Below are 20,590 nucleotides of genomic sequence, written 5' to 3' on the forward strand. Positions count from 1 at the left end.
CTTGTCACGGGATCAGGGCTTGACATCGACCAACAAGATGTTCTAGTGAGACTAAACAACGATTTCATCTCATCGTCAACCCAGCGGGGAGCAAGCGCGTGAACGAGCCAACGACGAGCTCGGGGACCCACGCCCCTGGCCGGTCACTCCACGTCGCCGTCATCGGCGCCGGGATCGGCGGCCTCGGCGCCGCCCTCGCCTTCAGCCGGCAGGGCCACCGGGTGACCCTCATCGAGCGCGACGACACCCCGATGCCCGACGACGTGGAAGGCGCGTTCGAGTGGCAGCGTCGCGGCGCGCCGCAAGTCCGCCACCCCCACGCCTTCCTCGGGCTGGCGCGCACCATCTTGCGCGACCGCTTCCCCGACGTGCTGGCCGACCTGCTCGACAACGGGGTGCACACCGTCGCCATGGGCTCGTCGCTGCCCGGCCTCGACATGTCGCCCGACCTCCGAGCCGTCGTGTCCGAAGACGACCTGCAGATCCTCGGCTGCCGTCGCACCACGTTCGAGTGGGTGCTGCGCCGGAGCGTGCTCGCGGAGCAAGGCGTCGACCTCCGGGTCGGCACCGGCGTGTCGGGCCTCGTCGTGGCCGACCGGCCCGGTCCCCACGGTGTGCCCGCAGTGGCCGGTGTGCAGATGGAGGACGCCTCGGTGGTCGGCGCCGATCTCGTGATCGCCAGCACCGGGCGCCGCAGCGACTTGCCGAGCTGGCTCGCCGCGCACGGCATCGACATCCCCGAGACCACCAGCGACGCAGGCGTCGTCTACTTCTCGCGCTTCTACCGCAACGACGAGCCCAACTACTTCGGGTTCCGCGCCGCGCTCAGCGGCGGGCTCGGAGTGGGCGTCATCGGCGCCGACGCAGGCACGTACTCGATCACCGCGGTCGTCGACAAGGAGGACAAGGAGCTCCGTTCGCACCTCAACGACTCCGACCGCTTCGACGCAACCATGCGGCTCATGCCCGAGATCGCCGACGTGATCGAGTTCGGCGGCAAGCCGATCCACCCGGTGCACCTGATGACCGGGCTGATCAACCGGATCCGCACGTTCACCGACAAAGCCGGCGATCCCCGAGTGACCGGCGTGCTGGCCGTGGGGGATGCGCACACGTGCACCAACCCGGCGTACGGACGGGGCCAGTCGCTGGCGCTGCTGCAGGCCACGCTGGCGGCCGACTCGGTCCGCGACGCCGACGACCTGTTGGACGCGGCTCGCCGCTACGAAGCCGCCAGCGCCGCCCAGGTCGAGCCCTGGTACCACTTCTCGGTAATGACCGACCAGATGCGGGCGCACATCCCCGGGGGCATCCGTTCCAAACCCGCACCCCAGCCGGGCGAGGCGGCGGCCGCTGCCGAGCAGCCGGGTCTCGGCAACTTCGACTTCTTCACCATCTTGACCAGCGGCTTCGCCGAGCCCGAGCTACTTCGGGTCGTGCTGCGGGTGATGAACTTGCTGGATCCGCCGCACACGTTGCTCACCCGCCTGGCGGACTTCCAGCGGATCGGCGAAGCGGCACGTCAACAGGCCGCGCGACGCCGCCGCGACGAGCCCCGGCCCCGCAGAGTGACCCGCGACGAGCTCTTGGCCGTAGTGGCCTGAGCGCACGGACCCCGAGGAGCACCATGGCCGACACCGCCTCGATCGAGCGCTTCGACATCAACGTCGGGCGGCTCACCTTCCAGGCCCGCCGAGCCGGGCCCACCGACGGCCGGGCTGTGATCTTGCTCCACGGCGTGCCGCAGTCATCTGCCACGTGGAACCTGCAGCTGCCCGCGTTGGCCGCGGCTGGGTACCGGGCCGTGGCGTTCACCCAGCGGGGCTACTCGCCGGGGGCGCGCTTCGACGACGTCGAGGCGTTCACCATGGACAAGCTCGCCCAGGACGTGCTCGACGTCGCCGACGCGCTCGGCATCGGCCGGTTCGACGTGGTCGGCCACGACGCCGGCGCCGGAGTGGCGTGGGCGCTCGGCGCGTACCACACCGACCGCGTCACGACGCTGGCCATCGCCTCGGTCCCGCACCCCGCGGCCTTCCGCAGCTCCTACGAAGCAGGCTCCGCCAAGGCCGCCGACAACGGGGCCGCCGATCCCGAGGACGACCAGCACGAGCGCTCCGGCTACATGCGCCAGATCGTCGGCCAGCCCCGCGGCACCGTCGAGCAGATGTTCATCGCCAACGACAACCAGGTCATGAAGGCGCTGTTCACCGGGCTGCCCGACGACAGCGTCGCCGAGTACCTCGAGCTCCTCGGCAACCCCGAGGGCATCCGCGGCTGCCTCGACTGGTACCGGGCGGGATCGCTGCGGAGCCCCGACGGCAAGCGGTTCATGCGCACCGACTTCCCCGCGATCGAGATCCCCACGCTGTACGTCTGGTCCGACCAGGACCCCGCGCTCGGCCCGAAAGCCGCGTATGCCACGGCCAACCACATCACCGGGCCGTACAAGTTCGTGGTCCTCGAGGGCGTCGGGCACTGGATCCCCGAGCTCGCCGCCGACCGCTTCAACGAGGAGTTGCTGGCCCACCTGGCGGCCCACCCGACACGCTGACCCCGCGCCGCGGGCGGCCCCGCAGGTGGCGCCGCGCGGTCCGCACGCGCCGGGTCGACCCCCGGCTGCCAACTACGGTGAACGGCCATGACCGACGCATCGACCGCGGCCTCCGAGAAGCAGGTACCCGACCGCAACCTCGCCATGGAGCTCGTCCGCGTCACCGAGGCGGCCGCGCTGGCCGCGTCGCGCTGGATGGGGCGCGGCGACAAAGAAGGCGCCGACGGCGCGGCAGTCGACGCGATGCGGATCGTGCTCAGCAGCGTGCCGATGGACGGCATCGTCGTGATCGGAGAGGGCGAGAAGGACGAAGCCCCGATGCTGTTCAACGGCGAGAAGATCGGCGACGGCACCCCACCTGCCACCGACATCGCCGTCGACCCGATCGACGGCACCACGTTGACCGCCCTCGGCCGGTCCGGCGCCATCGCGGTCATCGCCGTCGCCGAGCGGGGCACCATGTTCAACCCGGGGCCGTGCGTCTACATGGAGAAGATCGCCGTCGGGCCCGAAGCGGCCGACGTGATCGACATCACCGCCAGCGCGACCGACAACCTCCTCGCGGTGGCCAAGGCCAAGAACGAGCCCGTGTCCGACGTGACTGCCGTGATCCTCGACCGTCCGCGCCACGCCGACCTCATCGCCGAAGTGCGCGCCGCGGGCGCCCGGATCCGGCTGATCCCCGACGGCGACGTCGCCGGTGCGATCTCGACCGCGTGGATCGAGTCCGGCGCCGACATCTTGTTCGGCATCGGAGGGACCCCCGAAGGCGTGATCGCCGCGGCCGCGCTCAAGTGCATGGGCGGCGCGATCCAAGGCCGGCTGTACCCTCGCGACGCCGCCGAGCGCCAGGCCGCCGAGGAGCTCGGCTACGACCTGAACCGGGTGCTGACCACCGACGACCTGGTCGCGGCCGACAACTGCTTCTTCGCCGCCACGGGCATCACCGACGGCGAGCTCATCAAGGGCGTCCACTACGACCAGCACGGCGCGACCACCCAGTCGTTGGTGATGCGCTCGAAGTCCGGCACTGTCCGTTTCGTCAGCGCCCGCCACCGCCTCAACAAGCTGAAGCGCTACGCCTCGATCGACTTCTGACGCACCCACACCCTCCGAGGTGTGAGCACTTGGCCACCCATACGGTGGCTAAGTGCTCACAGCAGGGCGTGGGTCCGGCCCACCCCCGCCGAGATGGGGTGGGAAGTGGCGCAGGAGATGGGCGGCGACACCTTGTCGTCGATGGGGTTCGTCGACTGCCACCGCGTCGATGATCGACGCGCCACCGAGCGGGTCGATCCGGCCCAGTGCCACACCCAGCGCCTCGCCATCGCGACGGGCCGTGACCACCTGCTGACCAGTGGGTGCGTCGCGCCGGGGTCGGCGTTCGACCTCGACCGTCGCGACCACCTCGCCACCGGCGCCGAGCACCTCACCCGTCGGGCCGAAGGCAGCCAGGAGGAGATCGATCGCGTCGTCGGGCACGACCGAGGTGACCGACAGCTCCACCTGCAGGGGGCCGCGAGCCACGACCGTCGGCCCGCCGAACGGCGCTTCGTGGATCGGCGTCCAGATGTCGGGCGCCCCTGGCGGGTGCAGCAACTCGAGGAGCGTCAGGCGGTCGGCCACGAAAGTCGCCTCGTACTCGCCGAAGGCGGTGATGCCGGCGTCAATGCGGTACGGGGCATGCTTGGCACGGCCCAACGTCACATGGGGCACGAAGTCACGGCCAACCGGCCGCGCCAGTGGGGCGACGAACGCCCGGGCTCGTTGTCCGCCCAACTCTGCCCGGGCGTCGTCGCCACCAACGTGCAGATACAGCACCGGCGTGACCGGAAGAAAGGTCTCGGGCGGCCCCAGCGTGACGTCGAACGGTTGGTCCCCGCGCACCGCCGCGTCGACGGCCGCGATCGCCGCGGGAACGTCGTCGGCGTCGACATTGACCGGCGGCACCAACGTGACATGCGGCGCGATGCGGGCGAGCGTGGTGTCGCCGAAGGCACGCCGGAGCACGTCGACTTCCGTGCGAACCGGGTCCGGTACGAAGAGCACCACCGCCAAGCGCCGTCGCCGACCCATCGGCCCCCGAGGCTACCGCCCACCCGACGTGCGCCACGCTCCGTCGCGTCCACGCACCCATCGACGCGCCCAGCCCCCACCGAACGGGGGGCACATGGCTGCCCGAGCGACCACGACCTCACCCGGTTCGGGAATGGGGAGGGGTGCAGCAGGCGGCTGCCGGGGTTGCCGGGGCGCGGGGAGGGGCTAGGACTGGGCGAGCTTGATGCGCGACTGGGACCAGGCCCGGTCGTCGAGGAGCTGCACGAACTCCTGGTCGCTGCCCGGGTGGGCCAGCTCGGCGTTGGTCTCGGCGAGGTCGGCCTCGGCGGCCGCCACGTCGACGCCCTCCTGCTGCAGGGCGGCGTCGACCAGGATCGTCACGACGTTGTCGGCGATCGAGACGAAACCGCCCCGCACCACGAACTGCTCGACCTGGTGGCCGGGCAGGCCGATCCGCAACGGTCCGCTGCCGAGGGCGGCCACCATGGCGACGTGGCGGGGCCACACACCGAACTGGCCGTCGACCCCGGTGAGGGTCACCCAGTGCGCCCGACCGTTGTAGAGCGGCCGTTCGGGCGACACGAGCGACACCTGCAGGTCGATCTGGCCGCGCGCGAGCTCGTCGGCCACACTCCCGGTGTGGATCGAGCCGTTGGGGTGCTCGGGGAGCAGGTCCGCAGTCGACACGGTCAGCCCTGGCCAGCAGCCTGGCGTTCGGCGGCCTCGACGACTTCGTCGATGTCGCCCTTCATGTAGAACGCCTGCTCGGGCAAGTGGTCGTACTCGCCGGACAGCAGCGCCTTGAACGAGCGGATCGTGTCGGCCAGCTTCACGTAGCGACCCTTGAGGCCGGTGAACTGCTCGGCCACGAAGAACGGCTGGCTCAAGAAGCGCTCGATCTTGCGGGCCCGCTGCACGAGGACACGGTCTTCCTCGGACAGCTCGTCCATGCCCAAGATGGCGATGATGTCCTGCAGGTCCTTGGCCTTCTGCAAGATGCGCTGCACCTCGCGGGCCACGTTGTAGTGCTCCTCGCCAACGTGCTGCGGCGACAGCACCCGCGAGGTGGAGTCGAGCGGGTCGACCGCCGGGTAGATGCCGCGCTCCGCGATCTGGCGGGACAGCACCGTCTTGGCGTCGAGGTGGGTGAACGCCGCGGCGGGCGCCGGGTCGGTGAGGTCGTCGGCGGGCACGTAGATGGCCTGCACCGAGGTGACCGAGCCGTGGTCGGTCGAGGTGATGCGCTCTTGCAGCGCGCCCATCTCGGTGGCCAGCGTGGGCTGGTAGCCCACCGCCGAAGGCATGCGGCCGAGCAGGGCCGACACCTCGGAACCGGCCTGGCTGAACCGGAAGATGTTGTCGACGAACAGCAGCACGTCGCGGCCGCCCTCGTCGCGGAGGTACTCCGCCATGGTGAGGCCGGACAGGGCCACACGCAGGCGGGCGCCGGGCGGTTCGTTCATCTGGCCGTAGCACAAGATGGCCTTGTCGATGACACCCGACTCCTGCATCTCCAACCAGAGGTCGTTGCCCTCACGGCTGCGCTCACCCACACCGCAGAACACGGAGTAACCACCGTGCTGCTGGGCGACGTTGTTGATGAGCTCCTGGATGATCACCGTCTTGCCGACGCCGGCACCGCCGAACAAGCCGGTCTTGCCGCCCTTGGCGTACGGGGCGAGCAAGTCGACGACCTTGATGCCGGTCTCGAAGATCTCGGTGCGGGTGGACAGCGACTGGAACTTGGGGGCCGGCGCGTGGATCGGGCGGCGCTCCTTGGTCTCCACCGGGCCGCGATAGTCGACCGGCTCGCCGAACAGGTTGAAGACCCGGCCGAGGCACTCCTCGCCCACCGGCACCGTGATCGGCGCGCCCGTGTTGAGCGCCTTCATGCCACGCACGAGACCGTCGGTGCTCGACATGGCGACCGCACGCACCTGGTTGCGGCCGATCTGCTGCTCGACCTCCGCGGTGAGCGACACCTTGTTGTCGCCCTCGCCTGCCTCGACCGTGAGGGCCGTGTAGATCTCGGGCAGGTCGGCCTCGCTCGCGAACTCGACGTCGAGCACCGGGCCGATCACCTGCACGATCTTGCCGTAGCGGGCGTCGGTCGCCTGGTCGGTCGGCGTGTTGGTAGCCGTGTCAGTCATAGTGGGTTCCTCGTCCGTCTAGTTCTTGAGAGCTTCCGCGCCACCAAGGATCTCGGCGATCTCCTTGGTGATCACTGCTTGGCGGGCCTTGTTGTATTGCAGGGTCAGATCCGTGACCATGTCGGAGGCGTTGTCGCTGGCGAGCTTCATGGCCGTGCGCCGAGCGACCTGCTCGGCCGCCACTGCCTCGGCGAGCACGGCGAACATGAGCTGGCGGCCGTACAGCGGCAACAACCGCTGCAGGATCGCTTCGGCCGACGGCTCGAACAAGGGTGCCCGGCCAGTGGCGTCGCCCGCGTGTTCCGGGGCGATCGGGAACAGCCGCAACACCGTGGGGGGCTGGCTGCCGACGCTGATCCAGTGCGGGTACACCACCAGCACTTCGTCGACCTCGTGGTCGAGGAACGGTTTGGCGAGCTCGTTCAAGAAGAACTCGGCGTCGCTCGACGTGGGCCGGTCGACCAGCTCGTCGACGTACGTGCGCTCTGGGTCGAAACCGGCGAACCGCAGCGCGCTCACGCCCTTCTTGCCCGCGGCGAACAGGCGCACGTCGTGCCCGTCGGCGACCTTGGCGTGGTAGGTGTCGCGTGCGAGCCGAACCAGGTTGGCGTTGAACGCGCCGCACTGGCCGCGGTTCGCGGTGACCACGAACAACAAGGTGCGCTTGCCTTCACGCACCTCGAAGTACGGGTACTCCGACACGTCGAGGCCGCTGGCACCGATGTCGCCCATGAGCTTGCGAAGGTTGTCGAGGTAGGGGCCCGACGACGCCACCGCGTCCTGTGCGGCGCGCAGCTTCGCCGTCGCCACCATCTCCATGGTGCGCGTGAGCTTCTGGATGGAGTTGACGCTCCGGATGCGCTTCCGGATGACCTTCGGCTGCTCTGGCATCGGTCAGTGAGCCCCGTTCAGGAAGCCGCTGCTTCGGCGGGCGACGCGGGCTTCCACAAGTTGCGCTTGAACGACGTGATCTGCTCGGCGAGCTTCTCGGCCGTCGCGTCGTCGAGCGCGCCGGTGTCGCGGATGGGGCCGAGGGCCGAGTCCGAGTTGGCGCGCAACGAGTCGATCAGCTCCTGCTCGAACCGCTTCACCTCGTCGACTTCCACGTCGTCGAGCAGCCCTTGGCCCACCGCGAAGATGATCGCCACCTGCTCTTCCATCGGCCAAGTGGCCGCTGTGGTCTGCTTCAGGATCTCGACCGTGCGCTCGCCACGGGCGAGCTGGGCCTTCGACCCGGCGTCGAGGTCGCTGGCGAACTGGGCGAACGCTTCGAGCTCGCGGTACTGCGAGAGGTCGAGGCGCAGCGTGCCGGCCACCTTCTTCATGGCCTTGGTCTGCGCGTTGCCGCCCACCCGGCTCACCGAGATGCCCACGTTCACGGCCGGACGCACACCGGCGTAGAACAGGTCGGGCTCGAGGTAGATCTGCCCGTCGGTGATCGAGATCACGTTGGTGGGGATGTAGGCCGACACGTCGCCGGCCTGCGTCTCGATGATCGGCAGCGCCGTCATCGAGCCGGCGCCCAGGTCGTCGTTGAGCTTCGCGGCACGCTCCAGCAGGCGGCTGTGGAGGTAGAAGACGTCGCCGGGGTAGGCCTCGCGGCCCGGCGGGCGGCGCAGCAACAGCGCCAGCTCGCGGTATGCAGCAGCCTGCTTCGAGAGGTCGTCGTAGACGCACAGCGTGTGGCGGTTCTTCTCGTACATGAAGTACTCGGCCATCGCGCAGCCGGCGTACGGGGCGATGTACTGCATCGGCGCCGGGTCGTCCGCGTTGGCGGCGACCACGATCGTGTAGTCGAGGGCGCCGTTCTCACGGAGCAGCTCGACCACGCCGGCCACGGTGGAGGCCTTGAGGCCGATGGCGACGTACACGCAGATCACGCCGGTGTCGCGCTGGTTGATGATGGCGTCGAGCGCGATCGACGACTTGCCCGTCTCACGGTCGCCGATGATCAGCTCACGCTGGCCACGGCCGATCGGGATCATGGCGTCGATGGCCTTGATGCCGGTCATGAGCGGCTCGGTCACCGGCTGACGGTCGGCGATGGTGGGCGCCCGGCCCTCCATCGGCATCAGCTTGTCGGTCTCGATGGGGCCCTTGCCGTCGATGGGCTGGCTGAGCGGGTTCACCACCCGGCCGATGAGGCCCTCGCCCGCCGGCACCGACAGCACCCGGCCGGTGCGCTTGACCGTCTGGCCCTCGCGGATGTCGACGTACTCGCCGAGGATCACGGTACCGACCGAGTCCTCGTCGAGGTTGAGGGCGAGGCCGATCGAGCCGTTCTCGAACTCGACCATCTCCGACGCCATGGCGTTCTCGAGGCCGTACACACGGGCGATGCCGTCGCCGACCTCCAGCACGGTGCCGACCTCGTCGGCCCGCAGGTCGACGTCGAAGGACTCGATCTGCTGACGGATGATCGAGCTGATCTCGTCGGTCCTGATGTCCATGATCTCCGTTACTCCTTATTGGGCAGCGGCGAGGAGGCGCCGCATGTCCGCGAGTCGCCGGCGGAGCGTCCCGTCGATGACCTCGTCACCGACGTCGACCCTGATCCCACCGAGGACGGCCGGGTCGAGTCGCTGCTGCAACACGACTCGTCGTTGTGTCCGCTGTTCCAGTGCCGCCTGCAGGGCGTCGAGGACGTCCTGGCTGAGCGGCTTCGCCGAGGTCACACCGGCACGCACCTGGTTGCCTCGCTCGTCCATGAGCACGTCGAACTCCGCCACGATGCCGCCGAGCAGCGCCTCGCGCCGCTTGTCGACCAGCACGTGCAGCAGGCCGAAGACCGGGCGTGAGACTTTGCCCTCGAAGGCCTGGCTGACCACGCGCTGCTTGTCCTCGCGGCGGATCTGGGGCATCTCGAAGAAGCCGCGCAGCTCCGGCGCGAGCCCATCGAGGGCTTGCTGCACGGCGTGCAGTTCGTCGGCGACCTGCTCGGGGGTGACGCCGCCGCCCGTCGGGGCCTCGGCGATGTCGAACAGGGCCCGTGCGTACACGCGGGCGGCGGGGTGTGCGACGCTCACAGCCGGCTGGCCACCTCCTCGACGACCTCGCGCGCCATGCGCTCGTGGTCGTCGTCGTGCAGCTCACGCTGCAGGAGGCGGGACGACGCGTCGAGGGTGAGCCCCACGGTGGCCGTCTTGAGCTCCTCGATGGCGTTGGCGCGCTCGAGCTCGATCTCTCGCTTGGCGCGTTCGCGCTGCGCGGCGATCTCGTCTTGCGTCGCCGCGAGCATCTCGTTGCGCGCGTGCTCAGCCGACTCGCGGCTCTCCGCGAGGAACTGCTGGGCTTCGCGGCGCGCCTCTTCGAGGATCTGCTCTTGGCGCTCGGCGAGCTCGCGGGCGTGCGCCTCGGCCTCCTCGGCCTTCTTCAGGCCTTCGGAGATCCGAACCTCACGCTCCTCCATCTTCTTGATGAGCATGGGCCACGCGATCTTGCTCAACAAGAACAAGGTCACCAGGAACACGCCCCACGTCCACAGCAGGGTGCCAAGCCGCAGCTTGGTGATGCTGTCGAGGGTCGCCAGCATTACTTGGAGCTTGCGATGAGGCACACCACGATGCCGAAGAGCGCAACGCCCTCGATGAACGCCGCGGTGATGATGGTGATGCCGCGGATGTCACCCGAGGCCTCGGGCTGGCGGGCGATCGACTGGCTGGCGCCGCTGCCGATCTGACCGATGCCGATACCGGCACCGATCGCCGCGAGCCCGGCGCCGATGCCGGCGCCCATCGGGCCCCACAAGGTGGGCGACGAGGCCCCCAGGACGTACAGCGAGGCGAGAAGTGCATGCATGGGTACTGGTTCTCCTTGGGTTTTTTCGAATGGTCGATCAGTGAGCTTCGGCGACCGAGAGGCTGATGAAGATCGCCGTGAGGATCGTGAAGATGTAGGCCTGGATCAGGGCGATCAGGACCTCGAAGAGCATGACGCAGATCAGGAACAGGGCCGATCCGGCGGTGGGCAGGATCGAACTGGTCGGGCTCGCCACCACTTCGATGCCGATCAGGAAGCCGAACAAGATGCCGAGCAGTGCGTGACCGGCGAGCATGTTGGCGAAAAGACGGATGGCGAGAGCGAACGTGCGGGTGAGCAGGCCCACGAACTCGAGGAACCAGATGATCGGCACCAGTGGGGCCGGGACACCGCCCGGCACCAGCGTCTTCCAGTAGCCGCCGATGCCGTGCACGCGCATGCCCGCCATCAGCACGATCACGAACACGATGATCGCCAGGCCGCCCGTGACCGCGATGTTGCCGGTGGCCACGGTGAACACGTCGGTCCGGGCGTGGGGCACCACCGAGAACGGCATCAGGCCGAACAGGTTCGAGAACAGGACGAAGAAGAACATCGTCCAGCACAGCGGCAGGTAGCGCCGGCCTTCCTCGGGCCCCAGCCACGGGTACACGACCTCGTCACGCACCCAGACCAGCCCGAACTCGAGCAGCGCCAGCAGGCCGGTGGCCTTCGGGGCGTGGGGCAGGCGGCGCGCCGCCCACCAGAACAGGCCGACCATGAAGACGCCGGCGAAGATCAGCAGGAACTGATGGGCGGTGATCGGCCCGATCAGATGGAAATCGAGCAGCTCGTCGGTGATGTTCTCGGAGCCGAGGATCATGCGTGCCCCGCCTTCAGGCGCTCGACCATGACGATCTCCGCAGCGACGTAGACGAAGAAGAAGGCGACGAACGCGAGGGCGAAGGCTGCTGCGCTCACCGCTGCGGTGTGTTGGAACACGAAGAACAAGATGACCAGCAGGGCGAGCCGGATGGCGAAGCCGCCCAACATGGTGCTGGTGGTGGTCTTGATGCCACCGGTCTGCAACGAGTGGCGGGTCACGAGCACGCCGGCCACCAGGTTGACGACTCCGAGCGCCACCCCGATGAGCACCCCCCGGCCGGCGGCGCTGTCGAACTTGACGAACGCCGCGGCGGCAGCGACCACGATGGCGACGAAGCCACCGGACAGCAACAAGGCCCGTTTGGCGATGGGCGTCACAGGTCGTCGTCTCCCTTGTGCCAGAGCTGGCTGGGGCTGAACACGCTGCGCACGAGCATCCAGGTGGCGGCCGCGAAGCCAACGAGCGCCAACACGATGGTGAACGTGGGGCTGGTGCCGAGCTTGCTGTCGACCCACACACCGAGGAACGTCAACACCGCGACGGTCGAGAAGAACTCGAGCCCCGAGCCGAGGTAGCGGAGATAGCTCCGCTCCGCACGCCGCTGCTCATCGCGGGAAGACATCAACGGGTCGCGCCAGTCGCGCAAGTCGAGAGTGTGCATCGTCCTTTGGCTCCGGCCACCGCCCGGTGACCGTAACAGGGTGCTCCTACAGGAGTGCTCGTGAATGCACTCACAACTATGGTCGGAACCGGCGGCAGGGGCAAATCCGCGAGGTCAAAAATCTGGCCGTTTCGCAGGCGTCCGCAGCCGCCGGTCAGCCTCGCTCGCGGGGCTCCTCTTCACCCCCGGTCTGGTCGCCTCGCGCCCGGCGGACACCGGGGTGGAAGTACGTGTAGAGCAGCAGCCCGAACGCCGCGACGCCGATCGGCACGATCGCGTTGTTGCCCTTGCCGGTGTACGCCGGATACAGCACGAACCCCGACAGCAGAGCGGTCCACGCCCACAGGATCAGCACGGCACGGCGTTGGCCGTGCCCGAGCCGGATCAGGCGATGGTGCAGGTGGTCCTTGTCCGCGGTGGCCATGCCCGATCTTCGGGTGGCGCGGCGGACGATCGCGAACGCGGTGTCGAGGATGGGCACGCCGAGGATGACCAACGGGATGAACAGCGGGGCGTAGAAGAAGAACGTGCGACCGGAGAAGGGGTCGTCGGTCTGGCCGCCGACGAGCATGGTCGACACCGCCATCAACAACCCGAGCAGCAGCGCGCCGCCGTCGCCCATCATGATCCGAGCCGGGTGGAAGTTGTGGGGCAGGAAGCCGAGGCACAGCCCGAGCGTGATCACCGCGATCAGCGAGCTCGGGTTGTCGGGCTTCACCACCCCGACCACCGCGAGCCGGTGGCCGTACAAGAAGAACGCCCCCGAAGCGATGGCCACGATGCCGGCCGCCAGCCCGTCGAGCCCGTCGATCAAGTTGATCGCCTGCGCCATCACGAACACCCACACCACGGTGACGAGCGGTGCGAGGTCGGGCGACAGCACGAGGATCCCCGCGAACGGGACCTTGAAGAACACCATGCCGACGCCGAGCAGGTACAACACCGACCCGGCCAGCACGGTGCCCGCGGTCTTGGCCGGCGGCGACACCTCATGGAGGTCGTCGACGGTCCCCACGAGCCAGATGATCACGGCGCCACCGATGATCCCGAGCGGCAGCGTCGTGCCCTCGAACATCGGCCGGAACGACGGGATGAGGCGTGCTGCGGCGAGCGCGACCATGAATCCCGCCATCATGGCGGTGCCGCCCAACTCGGGGATCGGGCTGGTGTGGATCTTGCGGGGCCCCGGCGGCGTCACCCAGCCGCGGGCGTTGGCCACACGCCGCACGAGCGGCGTGACCCCGCACGTCACGGCGAACGCGACGGCGAAGACGATGGTGTAGTCGCCGATCGGCGGCATCAGCTACCGGATGGCGAGCCGGCGCGGACCATCGGCGGTGCCCTACTTCGACAACTCGGGGTACGGCGCGTGCTGAGCGCACAGGGCCCGAACGTCGGCGCGCACCGCGGCGAGCTCGTCGTCGAGCACGTCCTCGTCGCCGGTCCGCGCGACCAGCACCCGGTGGATCAGGTCGGCGATCTGGGCCATGTGAGGCTCGGTCATTCCTTGCGTGGTCACCGCCGGGGTGCCGATCCGCAACCCGCTGGTGATGTACGGCGGCCGTGGATCGTCGGGCACGGTGTTCTCGTTCAGCGAGATCCCGGCCCGATCGAGCGCCAGGCGGGCCCGCTTGCCGGACATGTCCTCGTGGAAGCTGCGCAAGTCGACGAGCATGAGGTGGTTGTCGGTGCCCCCGGAGACCAGCCGGAGGCCGGTGGCCGACAGCGCGCGGGCCAGTGCGTCGGCGTTCGCCACGATCTGGCGCGCATACGCCGAGAACTCCGGCTGCGCCGCCTCGAAGAACGCCACCGCCTTGGCCGCGATCACGTGGTCGAGCGGGCCACCTTGCATGCCCGGGAACACCGCTTTGTCGATGGCGGCGGCGTGCGCTTCGCGCGACAGGATGCAACCGCCACGGGGACCGCGCAGGGTCTTGTGCGTCGTGAAGGTGACGACGTCGGCGTACGGCACCGGACTCGGGTGCACGCCACCAGCGATGAGACCCATCACGTGCGCGGCGTCGAACATGAACAGCGCGCCTACGTCATCGGCGATCTCGCGGAACGGGGCGGGGTCGATCGTCCTCGGATAGGCGGTCGCGCCGGCGACGATGAGCTTGGGGCGCTCGGCCTTGGCGAGGTCGCGCACCTGGTCGAAGTCGATGCGTTCGTCGCTCGGCGTCACCCCGTAGGAGACGAACCGATAGAGGCGGCCGCTCGCGTTGACCGGCGAGCCGTGGGTGAGGTGGCCGCCTTGGTCGAGCCGCATGCCGAGCACGGTGTCGCCGGGCTCCAACAAGGCGTGGTACACGGCCAGGTTGGCGTTGGCGCCCGAGTGGGGTTGCACGTTGGCGTGCTCGGCCCCGAACAGCGCCGTGACCCGCTCGCGGGCGAGGTCCTCGACTTGGTCGATGACGTCGTTGCCGCCGTAGTACCGCTTGCCGGGGTAGCCCTCGGAGTACTTGTTGGTGAGGACCGTGCCCGTGGCTTCTAGCACCTGCGGCGACGCGAAGTTCTCCGACGCGATCAGTTGGAGGGTGCTGTTCTGGCGCTCGACCTCGGCGTCGATGATGTCGAACGTCGCGGTGTCGCGGGTGCTGGGCCAAGTCATTGCTGGTCTCCGGATGGGGCCGAGCCGGCGGGGCCGGCGAGGAGTTGGTCGATGAGCGCATCTTGCGCCGCGGGGTCAGCGGCGGCCGCGTCGAGGGCGCTCAGCTGGTCGACCCGGCGAAGGTGCCGGCCGCCGTCGAACGGCGTGGTGAGGAACAGCTCGAGGATCTCGTCGGCCAAGCCCTCCCCCACCACCCGCGCGCCCATCGACAGCACGTTCGCGTCGTTGTGGGCACGGGCCATGCGCGCGGTGTAGAGGTCGTTGCACAGCGCCGCGCGCACGCCGGCCACGGAGTTGGCCGCGAGCTGCTCGCCTTGACCACTGCCGCCGACGACGACGCCGAAGTCGGCCTCGCCACGGGCCACTGACCGGGCCGCGGCCGCGCAATAGCCCGGGTAGTCGACCGGCTCGGTGGAACTGGTGCCGTGGTCGAACACCTCGTGCCCCGCGTCGCGCAGCACCTCGATCAAGTGCTGCTTGAGCGGGAACCCGGCGTGGTCAGAACCGATCGAGATCCGCATGGTCAGCGCCGCCACCAGCGGGCCCAAGCCGAGGCCCGGGGTGGCCGTGGGACCTCGGAGCCGCCCGGCTCGGAGACACCCGGCATCGAGCCGGCGCCCACCGCGACCGGCACGCTCACCTCGCGCCCGGCGAGCAGATCGGCGGCGGCGGTGCACAGCACGTCGAGCTCCTCGGCGGTGCGTTCGTACACGGCGAGCGAGGCGCCGAACGGGTCGGCGACCTCGTCGCTCGAAGCCTCGCCCACCAGGTCGACGGGTCGCCGGCCCTGGCTGAGCCGGGCCAGCCAGGGCGACAGCTCACCGCGGCAAGGCCCGGCGACGCCGGCGCGTCGGACGAACTCCGGCAAGGTGAACGAGCGCGGGAGCACCGAAGGCGACAAGAGGTAGGCCTCGCGCACGTGGCGACGCTCCATGCCGAGCACCAAGTCGGCGGCTTCGAGTTGCGAGGCGTCGATCACGCGACTGCGGTGGGTCGACAAGTCGATGCCCATCCGCGCCACCACTTCGGCGGCGTGATCGGTGGCCGGTCGATCGACGAGGCTCAGGCCCGACGAAGACACGCGGGCATCGACCCCGCGCTGTGCGAGCCGTTCACGCAAGATGCCTTCTGCCATCGGGGAGCGGCAGATGTTGCCGGTGCAGATCACGAGGATGTCGATCAGCCGAGTGTACGCGGACCATGCCAGGCCTCTCGACGGGTGCGGGCACGCCGTCGGGGCCTGCGCCGTGGCACTCGAACGGCCAGCCAGCGCCGCTCGCACCCGCAGCGGTCGAGCGGTCGGCTGGCCGCCGCTCGAAGCGCAGAGTTGACCGGTTGGTCAAGCCTGTGGGAGAACGACGCCATGTTGGATGCGCCCTCGTCGACCAACCTCGACCCTCGACTGCCGGTGGTCATCGGCGTCGGACAGCTCAACCAGCGGGTCGACCGCGGTGAGCCGGCACTCGAGCCGGTCGACCTGGTGGCCGAAGCCGCACGGCGCGCGGCAGCCGACAGCGGTGGCCGCGACGTGCTCGCCGCGATCGACTCGATCCGCATCGTCAGCATCTTGTCGTGGCGCTACCGCAATCCTGGCGCCCTGGTGGCCGACCGCATCGGCTGCAGCCTTCCCGACCGTCCCGGCACCTCGGTGTACTCGACGGTTGGAGGCAACCAGCCGCAGTCGCTGCTGAACCGGGCGGCGCTCGACATCGCAGCAGGCCGCAACGACCTCGTCCTGGTCGGTGGCGGCGAGGCGTGGCGCACCCGCACCCGGTTCCGCAAGGACGGCAGCCAGCCCGAGTGGACGGTCGAGCCCGACGACCAGCCCGCCGCAGAGGTGTTCGGCAAAGAGCTGCCGATGGCCTCGGACCTCGAGCTGTCGCGGGGGGTGATGATGCCGGTGCAGGTGTACCCGATGTTCGAGAGCGCGTGGCGCGCGGCCAACGGCTGGACGCTCGACGAACACCGCGACCGCCTCGGCCAGCTCTGGTCGCGCTTCAGCGAGGTTGCCGCCCACAACCCGGCTGCCTGGATCCAACAGGCCTACACCCCCGAACAGCTGATGACGGTCGGACCCGACAACCGCATGATCGGCCTGCCGTATCCCAAGCTGTTGAACTCCAACAACGCCGTCGAGCAAGGCGCGGCCGTGTTGCTGTGCTCGGTCGAAAAGGCCCGCGAGCTCGGCGTGCCGAGTGACCGGTGGGTATTCCTGCACGCCGGGACCGACGGTGCCGACACGATCTACGTGTCGAACCGCCTCACGCTCGACGCCTCGCCGGCTGTGCGCCTGGCCGGACGCCGGGTCCTCGAGCTGGCGGGCGTCGGAACCGACGACCTCGCGCACGTCGACGTCTACTCGTGCTTCCCGAGCGCCGTGCAGATCGCGGCCCACGAGATCGGCCTCGGGTCAGGGATCGGCAGCGACCGCCCACTCACCGTGACCGGTGGGCTGAGCTTCGCCGGCGGCCCATGGAACAACTACGTCACCCATGGCGTGGCCACCATGGCCGGGCTGTTGCGTGACGCCGACGCTGGTGCCACCGGTCTGTGCACCGCCAACGGCGGGTTCATCACCAAGCACGCGTTCGGGGTGTACGGGAATCGGCCGCCCGCCGGCGGGTTCCGCCACGACGACCTCCAACCCGCCATCGACGCGCTGGGCAAGACCGAAGCGGCCACCGAGACCGCCGGTGACGCGTCGGTCGAGGCGTACACGGTGATGCACGACCGCGACGGCCAACCCGAGACCGGTTTCGTGGCGGCACGTCTGGCCGACGGCCGCCGGACGTGGGGTCGCCTCACCGAACCAGCGGACGTGAAGGCGATGGTCACCGCAGAGTGCGTGGGGCGCGGCGTCAGCGTCGGGTCCGACGGGACCGGCCACCTGGCCTGAGCGCGCCGTCGCCACGGTCAGCTGGGCTCGGCGGCCCAGCCGCGCCGGCAGCGAGGACGGCGTCGAGCGAGACCGGGCCGGCGCGCAGCACCGACCACGGCTCGACGGTCGTGTCGATGACCGTCGACGGTCGGTCGCGACACGGTCCGCCGTCGACCACCAAGGCCACTTGGCCGGCGAGGCCCGCGGCGGCATCGGCTGCCTCGTGGGGAGTCGGCTGGCCGTGGCGGTTGGCGCTGGTGGTGGCGACAGGGCCGACGGCCGCCGCGATCGCGCGCATGACCGGCGACGCAGGGCAGCGGACGCCGATCGTCGCCGGGTCGCCGCCGAGGTCGAGCGCTCGGCTGGATGACCGGCGGGTCACCACGAGCGTGAGGGCGCCAGGCCACAGCCTCGCCATGACCCGGCGCTGACGGCCGTCGAGCTCGGCCAAGAATTCGACCTGCTCGATGCCGCCCACCAGCACGGCGAGCGGCTGGCGATCATGGCGTTGCTTGAGATCGAACAGCTGCTGGACCGCGGCGGGATCGTCGGCTCGCGCCGCCAGCCCGTACACGGTGTCGGTGGGCACGACGATGGCGCGGCCGGCATCGAGGTCCTTGATGGCCGCAGCGACCGCACGGTCGATGCTCGTCACGTCGCCCGCGTCGACCGCGCACCACTCGGGAGCGGTCACGCCCGGTCCAGCCGGTCCGGGCCCTCACCTTCGAGGCGGGCCACCAGGGCGCGCGGGCGACCGGCCAGGTCGGGTCGCACGGCGACGTCGCTGAAGCCGGCCGCGGTGGCCAACTCGGTCGCCGTCGGGCCTTGGGCTGCGCCGATCTCGATCACCACTGCGCCGCCGGGCGCCAGCCATCGGGGTGCCGAGGCAAGGATCACTTCGAGGGCCTCCAGCCCCGTCGCACCCGGCTGGGGCACGAGGGCGTCGACGGGTTCCCAGTCGCGCACCGACGCCGGCAACTGCTCGTCGGCGCCGACATAAGGCGGGTTCGACACGATCACATGGATCTGGCCCCGCAAGCGACGGGGCAACGCCTCGAACCACGATCCCTCCGACAACTCGACGCGCCGGCCCGCGGCGCCCGCAGTCGCGAGGTTGGCGCCCGCCACGTCGAGCGCGGCGCTCGACCGCTCGACCGCCCACACTTCGGTGGCCGGCCGCTCGGTGGCCACCGCGAGCGCGAGCGCGCCCGAGCCGGTGCCGAGGTCGACCACCTTGACGGTCTCCTCTCGCCCGGCCAGGTCGCCGGCCACCCGGTCGATCTCGTCGAGCGCGTAGCCGCACACCACTTCGGTCTCGGGACGCGGGATCAGAACCCTCCGGTCGACCGCCAACTCGAGCGTGCGGAACGACCAGTGCCCCAACACGTACTGGACCGGCTCGCCGGCGGCGCGCCGGGCGACCAGCGCGTCGAGCGACACGGGACGCGACGCGGCTTCCTCGACCAGCCACCGAGCTTCCTGCCGGGCGTTGTCGACGCCGGCGGCCGCGAGCTGGTCGGTGACCCGCGCCACCTGCGCGGCGACCTGATCGAGCCCGGCAGGACCGTCCATCAGCCGTCGGCTTGCAACAAGCGGCGGGTCTGCTCGTCGGCGACCAGCGCGTCGACGACCTCACCGAGCTCGCCAGCCAGGACCTTGTCGAGCTTGTAGAGCGTGAGGCCGATCCGGTGATCGGTGACCCGGTTCTCCTTGAAGTTGTACGTCCGCACCTTCTCCGAGCGGCCGCCGCCGCCGACTTGGCCTTTGCGCGCTTCGGAGGCCTCGGCCGCCTGGCGCTCCTGCTCGGCCTGCAGCAGCCGCGAGCGCAACACCCGCAACGCCTTCTCGCGGTTCTGGAGCTGCGACTTCTCGTCCTGCATCGCCACCACGATCCCGCTCGGGCGGTGCGTGATCCGCACCGCGGAGTCGGTGGTGTTGACCGACTGTCCACCCGGTCCCGAAGACCGGTACACGTCGATGTCGAGGTCGTTGGGGTCGATGTCCACGTCGACTTCCTCGGCCTCGGGCAACACGGTGACCGTGGCGGACGACGTGTGGACCCGACCCTGCGACTCGGTGACCGGCACACGCTGCACGCGGTGCGGCCCGGCCTCTTGGTGCATGCGCGTCCAGACACCGTCGCCCTTCAACAAGAACGTGATGTCGCTGTAGCCGCCGAGGTCGGACGGCTGCGCGTCGAGGACTTCGCTGGTCCAACCCTCATCGGCCGCGAAGGTGCGGTACATCTCGTAGAGGTCGCGGGCGAACAGGTTGGCTTCCTCGCCGCCTTCGGCACCGCGGATCTCGACGATCACGTTGCGGTCGTCGTTGGGGTCGCGGGGCAACAGCAGCAGCCGGAGCTGCTCGGTCAGCCGCTCGGTGTCGGCGTCGGCCGCTGCCAGATCCGCGCGCACCACCTCGCGCTCGTCGCCCGCATCGGGCAACAGCTCCCGCAGCGTGTCGGCGTCCTCGGCGCGGGTCCGCAGGTCGCGGCCGCAGGCCACGATCGGCTCGAGTTGCTTGTGGCGCCGAGCCAGCTCCTGGTAGCGGCGCTGCTCGCCGAACACCTCGGGGTCCGCCAGGCGAGCTTCGACGTCGGCGAGCTCCGCCTCGAGCGCCGCGACCCTGCCGAGCAGGTCGGTGGGCTTGCGGTGATCGCTCATTCAGCGGCGGGCGGCGACGAGGCGCAGCGGGTCAGGCGCGCCACCGCGCCGCAGCCAGACGGCTCGCGGCGCGGTGCGGCGACGGAATGGGATCAGGCGTCGGACGCAGGAGCGGCGTCGCCCGACTCGGCCGCAGCGCCCGCCTTGCGGCGCTTGCCGTAGCGGCGCTCGAACCGGTCGATCCGGCCACCCGTGTCCACCAGCTTCTGCTTCCCGGTGTAGAACGGGTGGCACTCCGCGCACAGCTCGACGTGGAGGTTGGGCACCGTCGAACGCGTGGTGAACGTGTGCCCGCACGAGCACACCACCTGCGTCTCTTGGTACTCGGGGTGGATTCCGGCCTTCATGGTCTCTCCGTTTCGCCGGGCCGGCTGTGGCCCGGGGGACTTCT

The 20,590-nt window shown here is 69.8% G+C and carries 23 protein-coding genes; 4 read left to right on the forward strand and 19 right to left on the reverse strand.

Going from position 1 to position 20,590, the window contains the following annotated elements:
• The first annotated feature begins 98 nt into the window (after positions 1 to 98).
• The 3 genes from VHA73_06095 (at position 99) to glpX (ending at position 3,652) form a co-directional block, all read left to right on the forward strand.
• Positions 99 to 1,604 carry an FAD-dependent oxidoreductase gene (locus VHA73_06095; GenBank protein HVX17586.1) on the forward strand — a complete coding sequence of 502 codons (1,506 nt, stop codon included), beginning with the start codon at positions 99 to 101 and terminating at the stop codon, positions 1,602 to 1,604.
• Between the two features lie 23 nt (positions 1,605 to 1,627).
• On the forward strand, positions 1,628 to 2,554 hold the full coding sequence (locus VHA73_06100; protein ID HVX17587.1) for an alpha/beta hydrolase: 927 nt from the start codon (positions 1,628 to 1,630) through the stop codon (positions 2,552 to 2,554).
• Positions 2,555 to 2,641: 87 nt separating this feature from the next.
• Positions 2,642 to 3,652 carry a class II fructose-bisphosphatase gene (glpX, locus tag VHA73_06105; protein HVX17588.1) on the forward strand — a complete coding sequence of 337 codons (1,011 nt, stop codon included), beginning with the start codon at positions 2,642 to 2,644 and terminating at the stop codon, positions 3,650 to 3,652.
• 48 nt (positions 3,653 to 3,700) lie between these two features.
• Here the strand turns inward: glpX and VHA73_06110 are convergent, their stop codons facing one another.
• From VHA73_06110 to VHA73_06180, 15 genes are all read right to left on the reverse strand, one after another.
• Positions 3,701 to 4,630 carry a GNAT family N-acetyltransferase gene (locus VHA73_06110; GenBank protein HVX17589.1) on the reverse strand — a complete coding sequence of 310 codons (930 nt, stop codon included), beginning with the start codon at positions 4,628 to 4,630 and terminating at the stop codon, positions 3,701 to 3,703.
• 186 nt (positions 4,631 to 4,816) lie between these two features.
• The gene (atpC, locus tag VHA73_06115; protein ID HVX17590.1) at positions 4,817 to 5,299 is read right to left on the reverse strand and encodes an ATP synthase F1 subunit epsilon; all 483 of its coding nucleotides are present in this window, start codon (positions 5,297 to 5,299) and stop codon (positions 4,817 to 4,819) included.
• Between the two features lie 2 nt (positions 5,300 to 5,301).
• Positions 5,302 to 6,762 (reverse strand): F0F1 ATP synthase subunit beta, encoded by a 1,461-nt coding sequence (atpD, locus tag VHA73_06120; GenBank protein ID HVX17591.1) that lies wholly within the window; start codon positions 6,760 to 6,762, stop codon positions 5,302 to 5,304.
• An 18-nt stretch (positions 6,763 to 6,780) separates the two neighbouring features.
• Complete coding sequence (gene atpG / locus VHA73_06125; protein ID HVX17592.1) at positions 6,781 to 7,653, reverse strand: ATP synthase F1 subunit gamma; 873 nt, start codon at positions 7,651 to 7,653, stop codon at positions 6,781 to 6,783.
• Positions 7,654 to 7,670: 17 nt separating this feature from the next.
• A complete protein-coding gene (atpA, locus tag VHA73_06130; protein ID HVX17593.1) occupies positions 7,671 to 9,212 on the reverse strand; it encodes a F0F1 ATP synthase subunit alpha in 1,542 nt (513 codons plus the stop codon).
• 15 nt (positions 9,213 to 9,227) lie between these two features.
• Positions 9,228 to 9,788 carry an ATP synthase F1 subunit delta gene (gene atpH, locus VHA73_06135; protein HVX17594.1) on the reverse strand — a complete coding sequence of 187 codons (561 nt, stop codon included), beginning with the start codon at positions 9,786 to 9,788 and terminating at the stop codon, positions 9,228 to 9,230.
• Positions 9,785 to 10,294: a F0F1 ATP synthase subunit B gene (gene atpF / locus VHA73_06140; protein ID HVX17595.1), complete on the reverse strand. Its 510-nt coding sequence runs from the start codon at positions 10,292 to 10,294 to the stop codon at positions 9,785 to 9,787. Before atpF ends, atpH begins: the two co-directional genes overlap by 4 nt.
• A complete protein-coding gene (gene atpE, locus VHA73_06145; GenBank protein HVX17596.1) occupies positions 10,294 to 10,560 on the reverse strand; it encodes an ATP synthase F0 subunit C in 267 nt (88 codons plus the stop codon). The genes atpF and atpE overlap by 1 nt, the downstream gene beginning before the upstream one ends.
• A 37-nt stretch (positions 10,561 to 10,597) precedes the next feature.
• Positions 10,598 to 11,383: a F0F1 ATP synthase subunit A gene (gene atpB / locus VHA73_06150; protein ID HVX17597.1), complete on the reverse strand. Its 786-nt coding sequence runs from the start codon at positions 11,381 to 11,383 to the stop codon at positions 10,598 to 10,600.
• Positions 11,380 to 11,763, reverse strand: a complete 384-nt coding sequence (locus VHA73_06155) for a hypothetical protein (protein HVX17598.1) — start codon at positions 11,761 to 11,763, stop codon at positions 11,380 to 11,382. Before VHA73_06155 ends, atpB begins: the two co-directional genes overlap by 4 nt.
• Positions 11,760 to 12,047: an AtpZ/AtpI family protein gene (locus tag VHA73_06160; protein ID HVX17599.1), complete on the reverse strand. Its 288-nt coding sequence runs from the start codon at positions 12,045 to 12,047 to the stop codon at positions 11,760 to 11,762. Before VHA73_06160 ends, VHA73_06155 begins: the two co-directional genes overlap by 4 nt.
• 154 nt (positions 12,048 to 12,201) lie before the next feature.
• Positions 12,202 to 13,347 (reverse strand): MraY family glycosyltransferase, encoded by a 1,146-nt coding sequence (locus VHA73_06165; protein ID HVX17600.1) that lies wholly within the window; start codon positions 13,345 to 13,347, stop codon positions 12,202 to 12,204.
• A gap of 42 nt (positions 13,348 to 13,389) precedes the next feature.
• Positions 13,390 to 14,658 (reverse strand): serine hydroxymethyltransferase, encoded by a 1,269-nt coding sequence (gene glyA, locus VHA73_06170; GenBank protein HVX17601.1) that lies wholly within the window; start codon positions 14,656 to 14,658, stop codon positions 13,390 to 13,392.
• Complete coding sequence (gene rpiB, locus VHA73_06175) at positions 14,655 to 15,194, reverse strand: ribose 5-phosphate isomerase B (GenBank protein HVX17602.1); 540 nt, start codon at positions 15,192 to 15,194, stop codon at positions 14,655 to 14,657. Before rpiB ends, glyA begins: the two co-directional genes overlap by 4 nt.
• Positions 15,182 to 15,826 carry a hypothetical protein gene (locus VHA73_06180; GenBank protein ID HVX17603.1) on the reverse strand — a complete coding sequence of 215 codons (645 nt, stop codon included), beginning with the start codon at positions 15,824 to 15,826 and terminating at the stop codon, positions 15,182 to 15,184. The genes rpiB and VHA73_06180 overlap by 13 nt, the downstream gene beginning before the upstream one ends.
• Before the next feature lie 195 nt (positions 15,827 to 16,021).
• Between VHA73_06180 and VHA73_06185 the strand changes: the two genes are divergently transcribed.
• On the forward strand, positions 16,022 to 17,554 hold the full coding sequence (locus tag VHA73_06185; GenBank protein HVX17604.1) for an acetyl-CoA acetyltransferase: 1,533 nt from the start codon (positions 16,022 to 16,024) through the stop codon (positions 17,552 to 17,554).
• Here the strand turns inward: VHA73_06185 and VHA73_06190 are convergent.
• The 4 genes from VHA73_06190 to rpmE all read right to left on the reverse strand — a co-directional run bounded on the left by VHA73_06190 (position 17,517) and on the right by rpmE (position 20,546).
• Positions 17,517 to 18,230: an L-threonylcarbamoyladenylate synthase gene (locus VHA73_06190; protein ID HVX17605.1), complete on the reverse strand. Its 714-nt coding sequence runs from the start codon at positions 18,228 to 18,230 to the stop codon at positions 17,517 to 17,519. The genes VHA73_06185 and VHA73_06190 overlap by 38 nt on opposite strands.
• The gene (gene prmC / locus VHA73_06195; protein ID HVX17606.1) at positions 18,227 to 19,108 is read right to left on the reverse strand and encodes a peptide chain release factor N(5)-glutamine methyltransferase; all 882 of its coding nucleotides are present in this window, start codon (positions 19,106 to 19,108) and stop codon (positions 18,227 to 18,229) included. Before prmC ends, VHA73_06190 begins: the two co-directional genes overlap by 4 nt.
• On the reverse strand, positions 19,108 to 20,199 hold the full coding sequence (prfA, locus tag VHA73_06200) for a peptide chain release factor 1 (GenBank protein HVX17607.1): 1,092 nt from the start codon (positions 20,197 to 20,199) through the stop codon (positions 19,108 to 19,110). Before prfA ends, prmC begins: the two co-directional genes overlap by 1 nt.
• A gap of 92 nt (positions 20,200 to 20,291) precedes the next feature.
• Positions 20,292 to 20,546: a 50S ribosomal protein L31 gene (gene rpmE / locus VHA73_06205; GenBank protein ID HVX17608.1), complete on the reverse strand. Its 255-nt coding sequence runs from the start codon at positions 20,544 to 20,546 to the stop codon at positions 20,292 to 20,294.
• Between the last annotated feature and the right edge of the window lie 44 nt (positions 20,547 to 20,590).

It is taken from the genome of Acidimicrobiales bacterium, assembly GCA_035547835.1.
GTDB lineage: Bacteria > Actinomycetota > Acidimicrobiia > Acidimicrobiales > Iamiaceae > DASZTW01.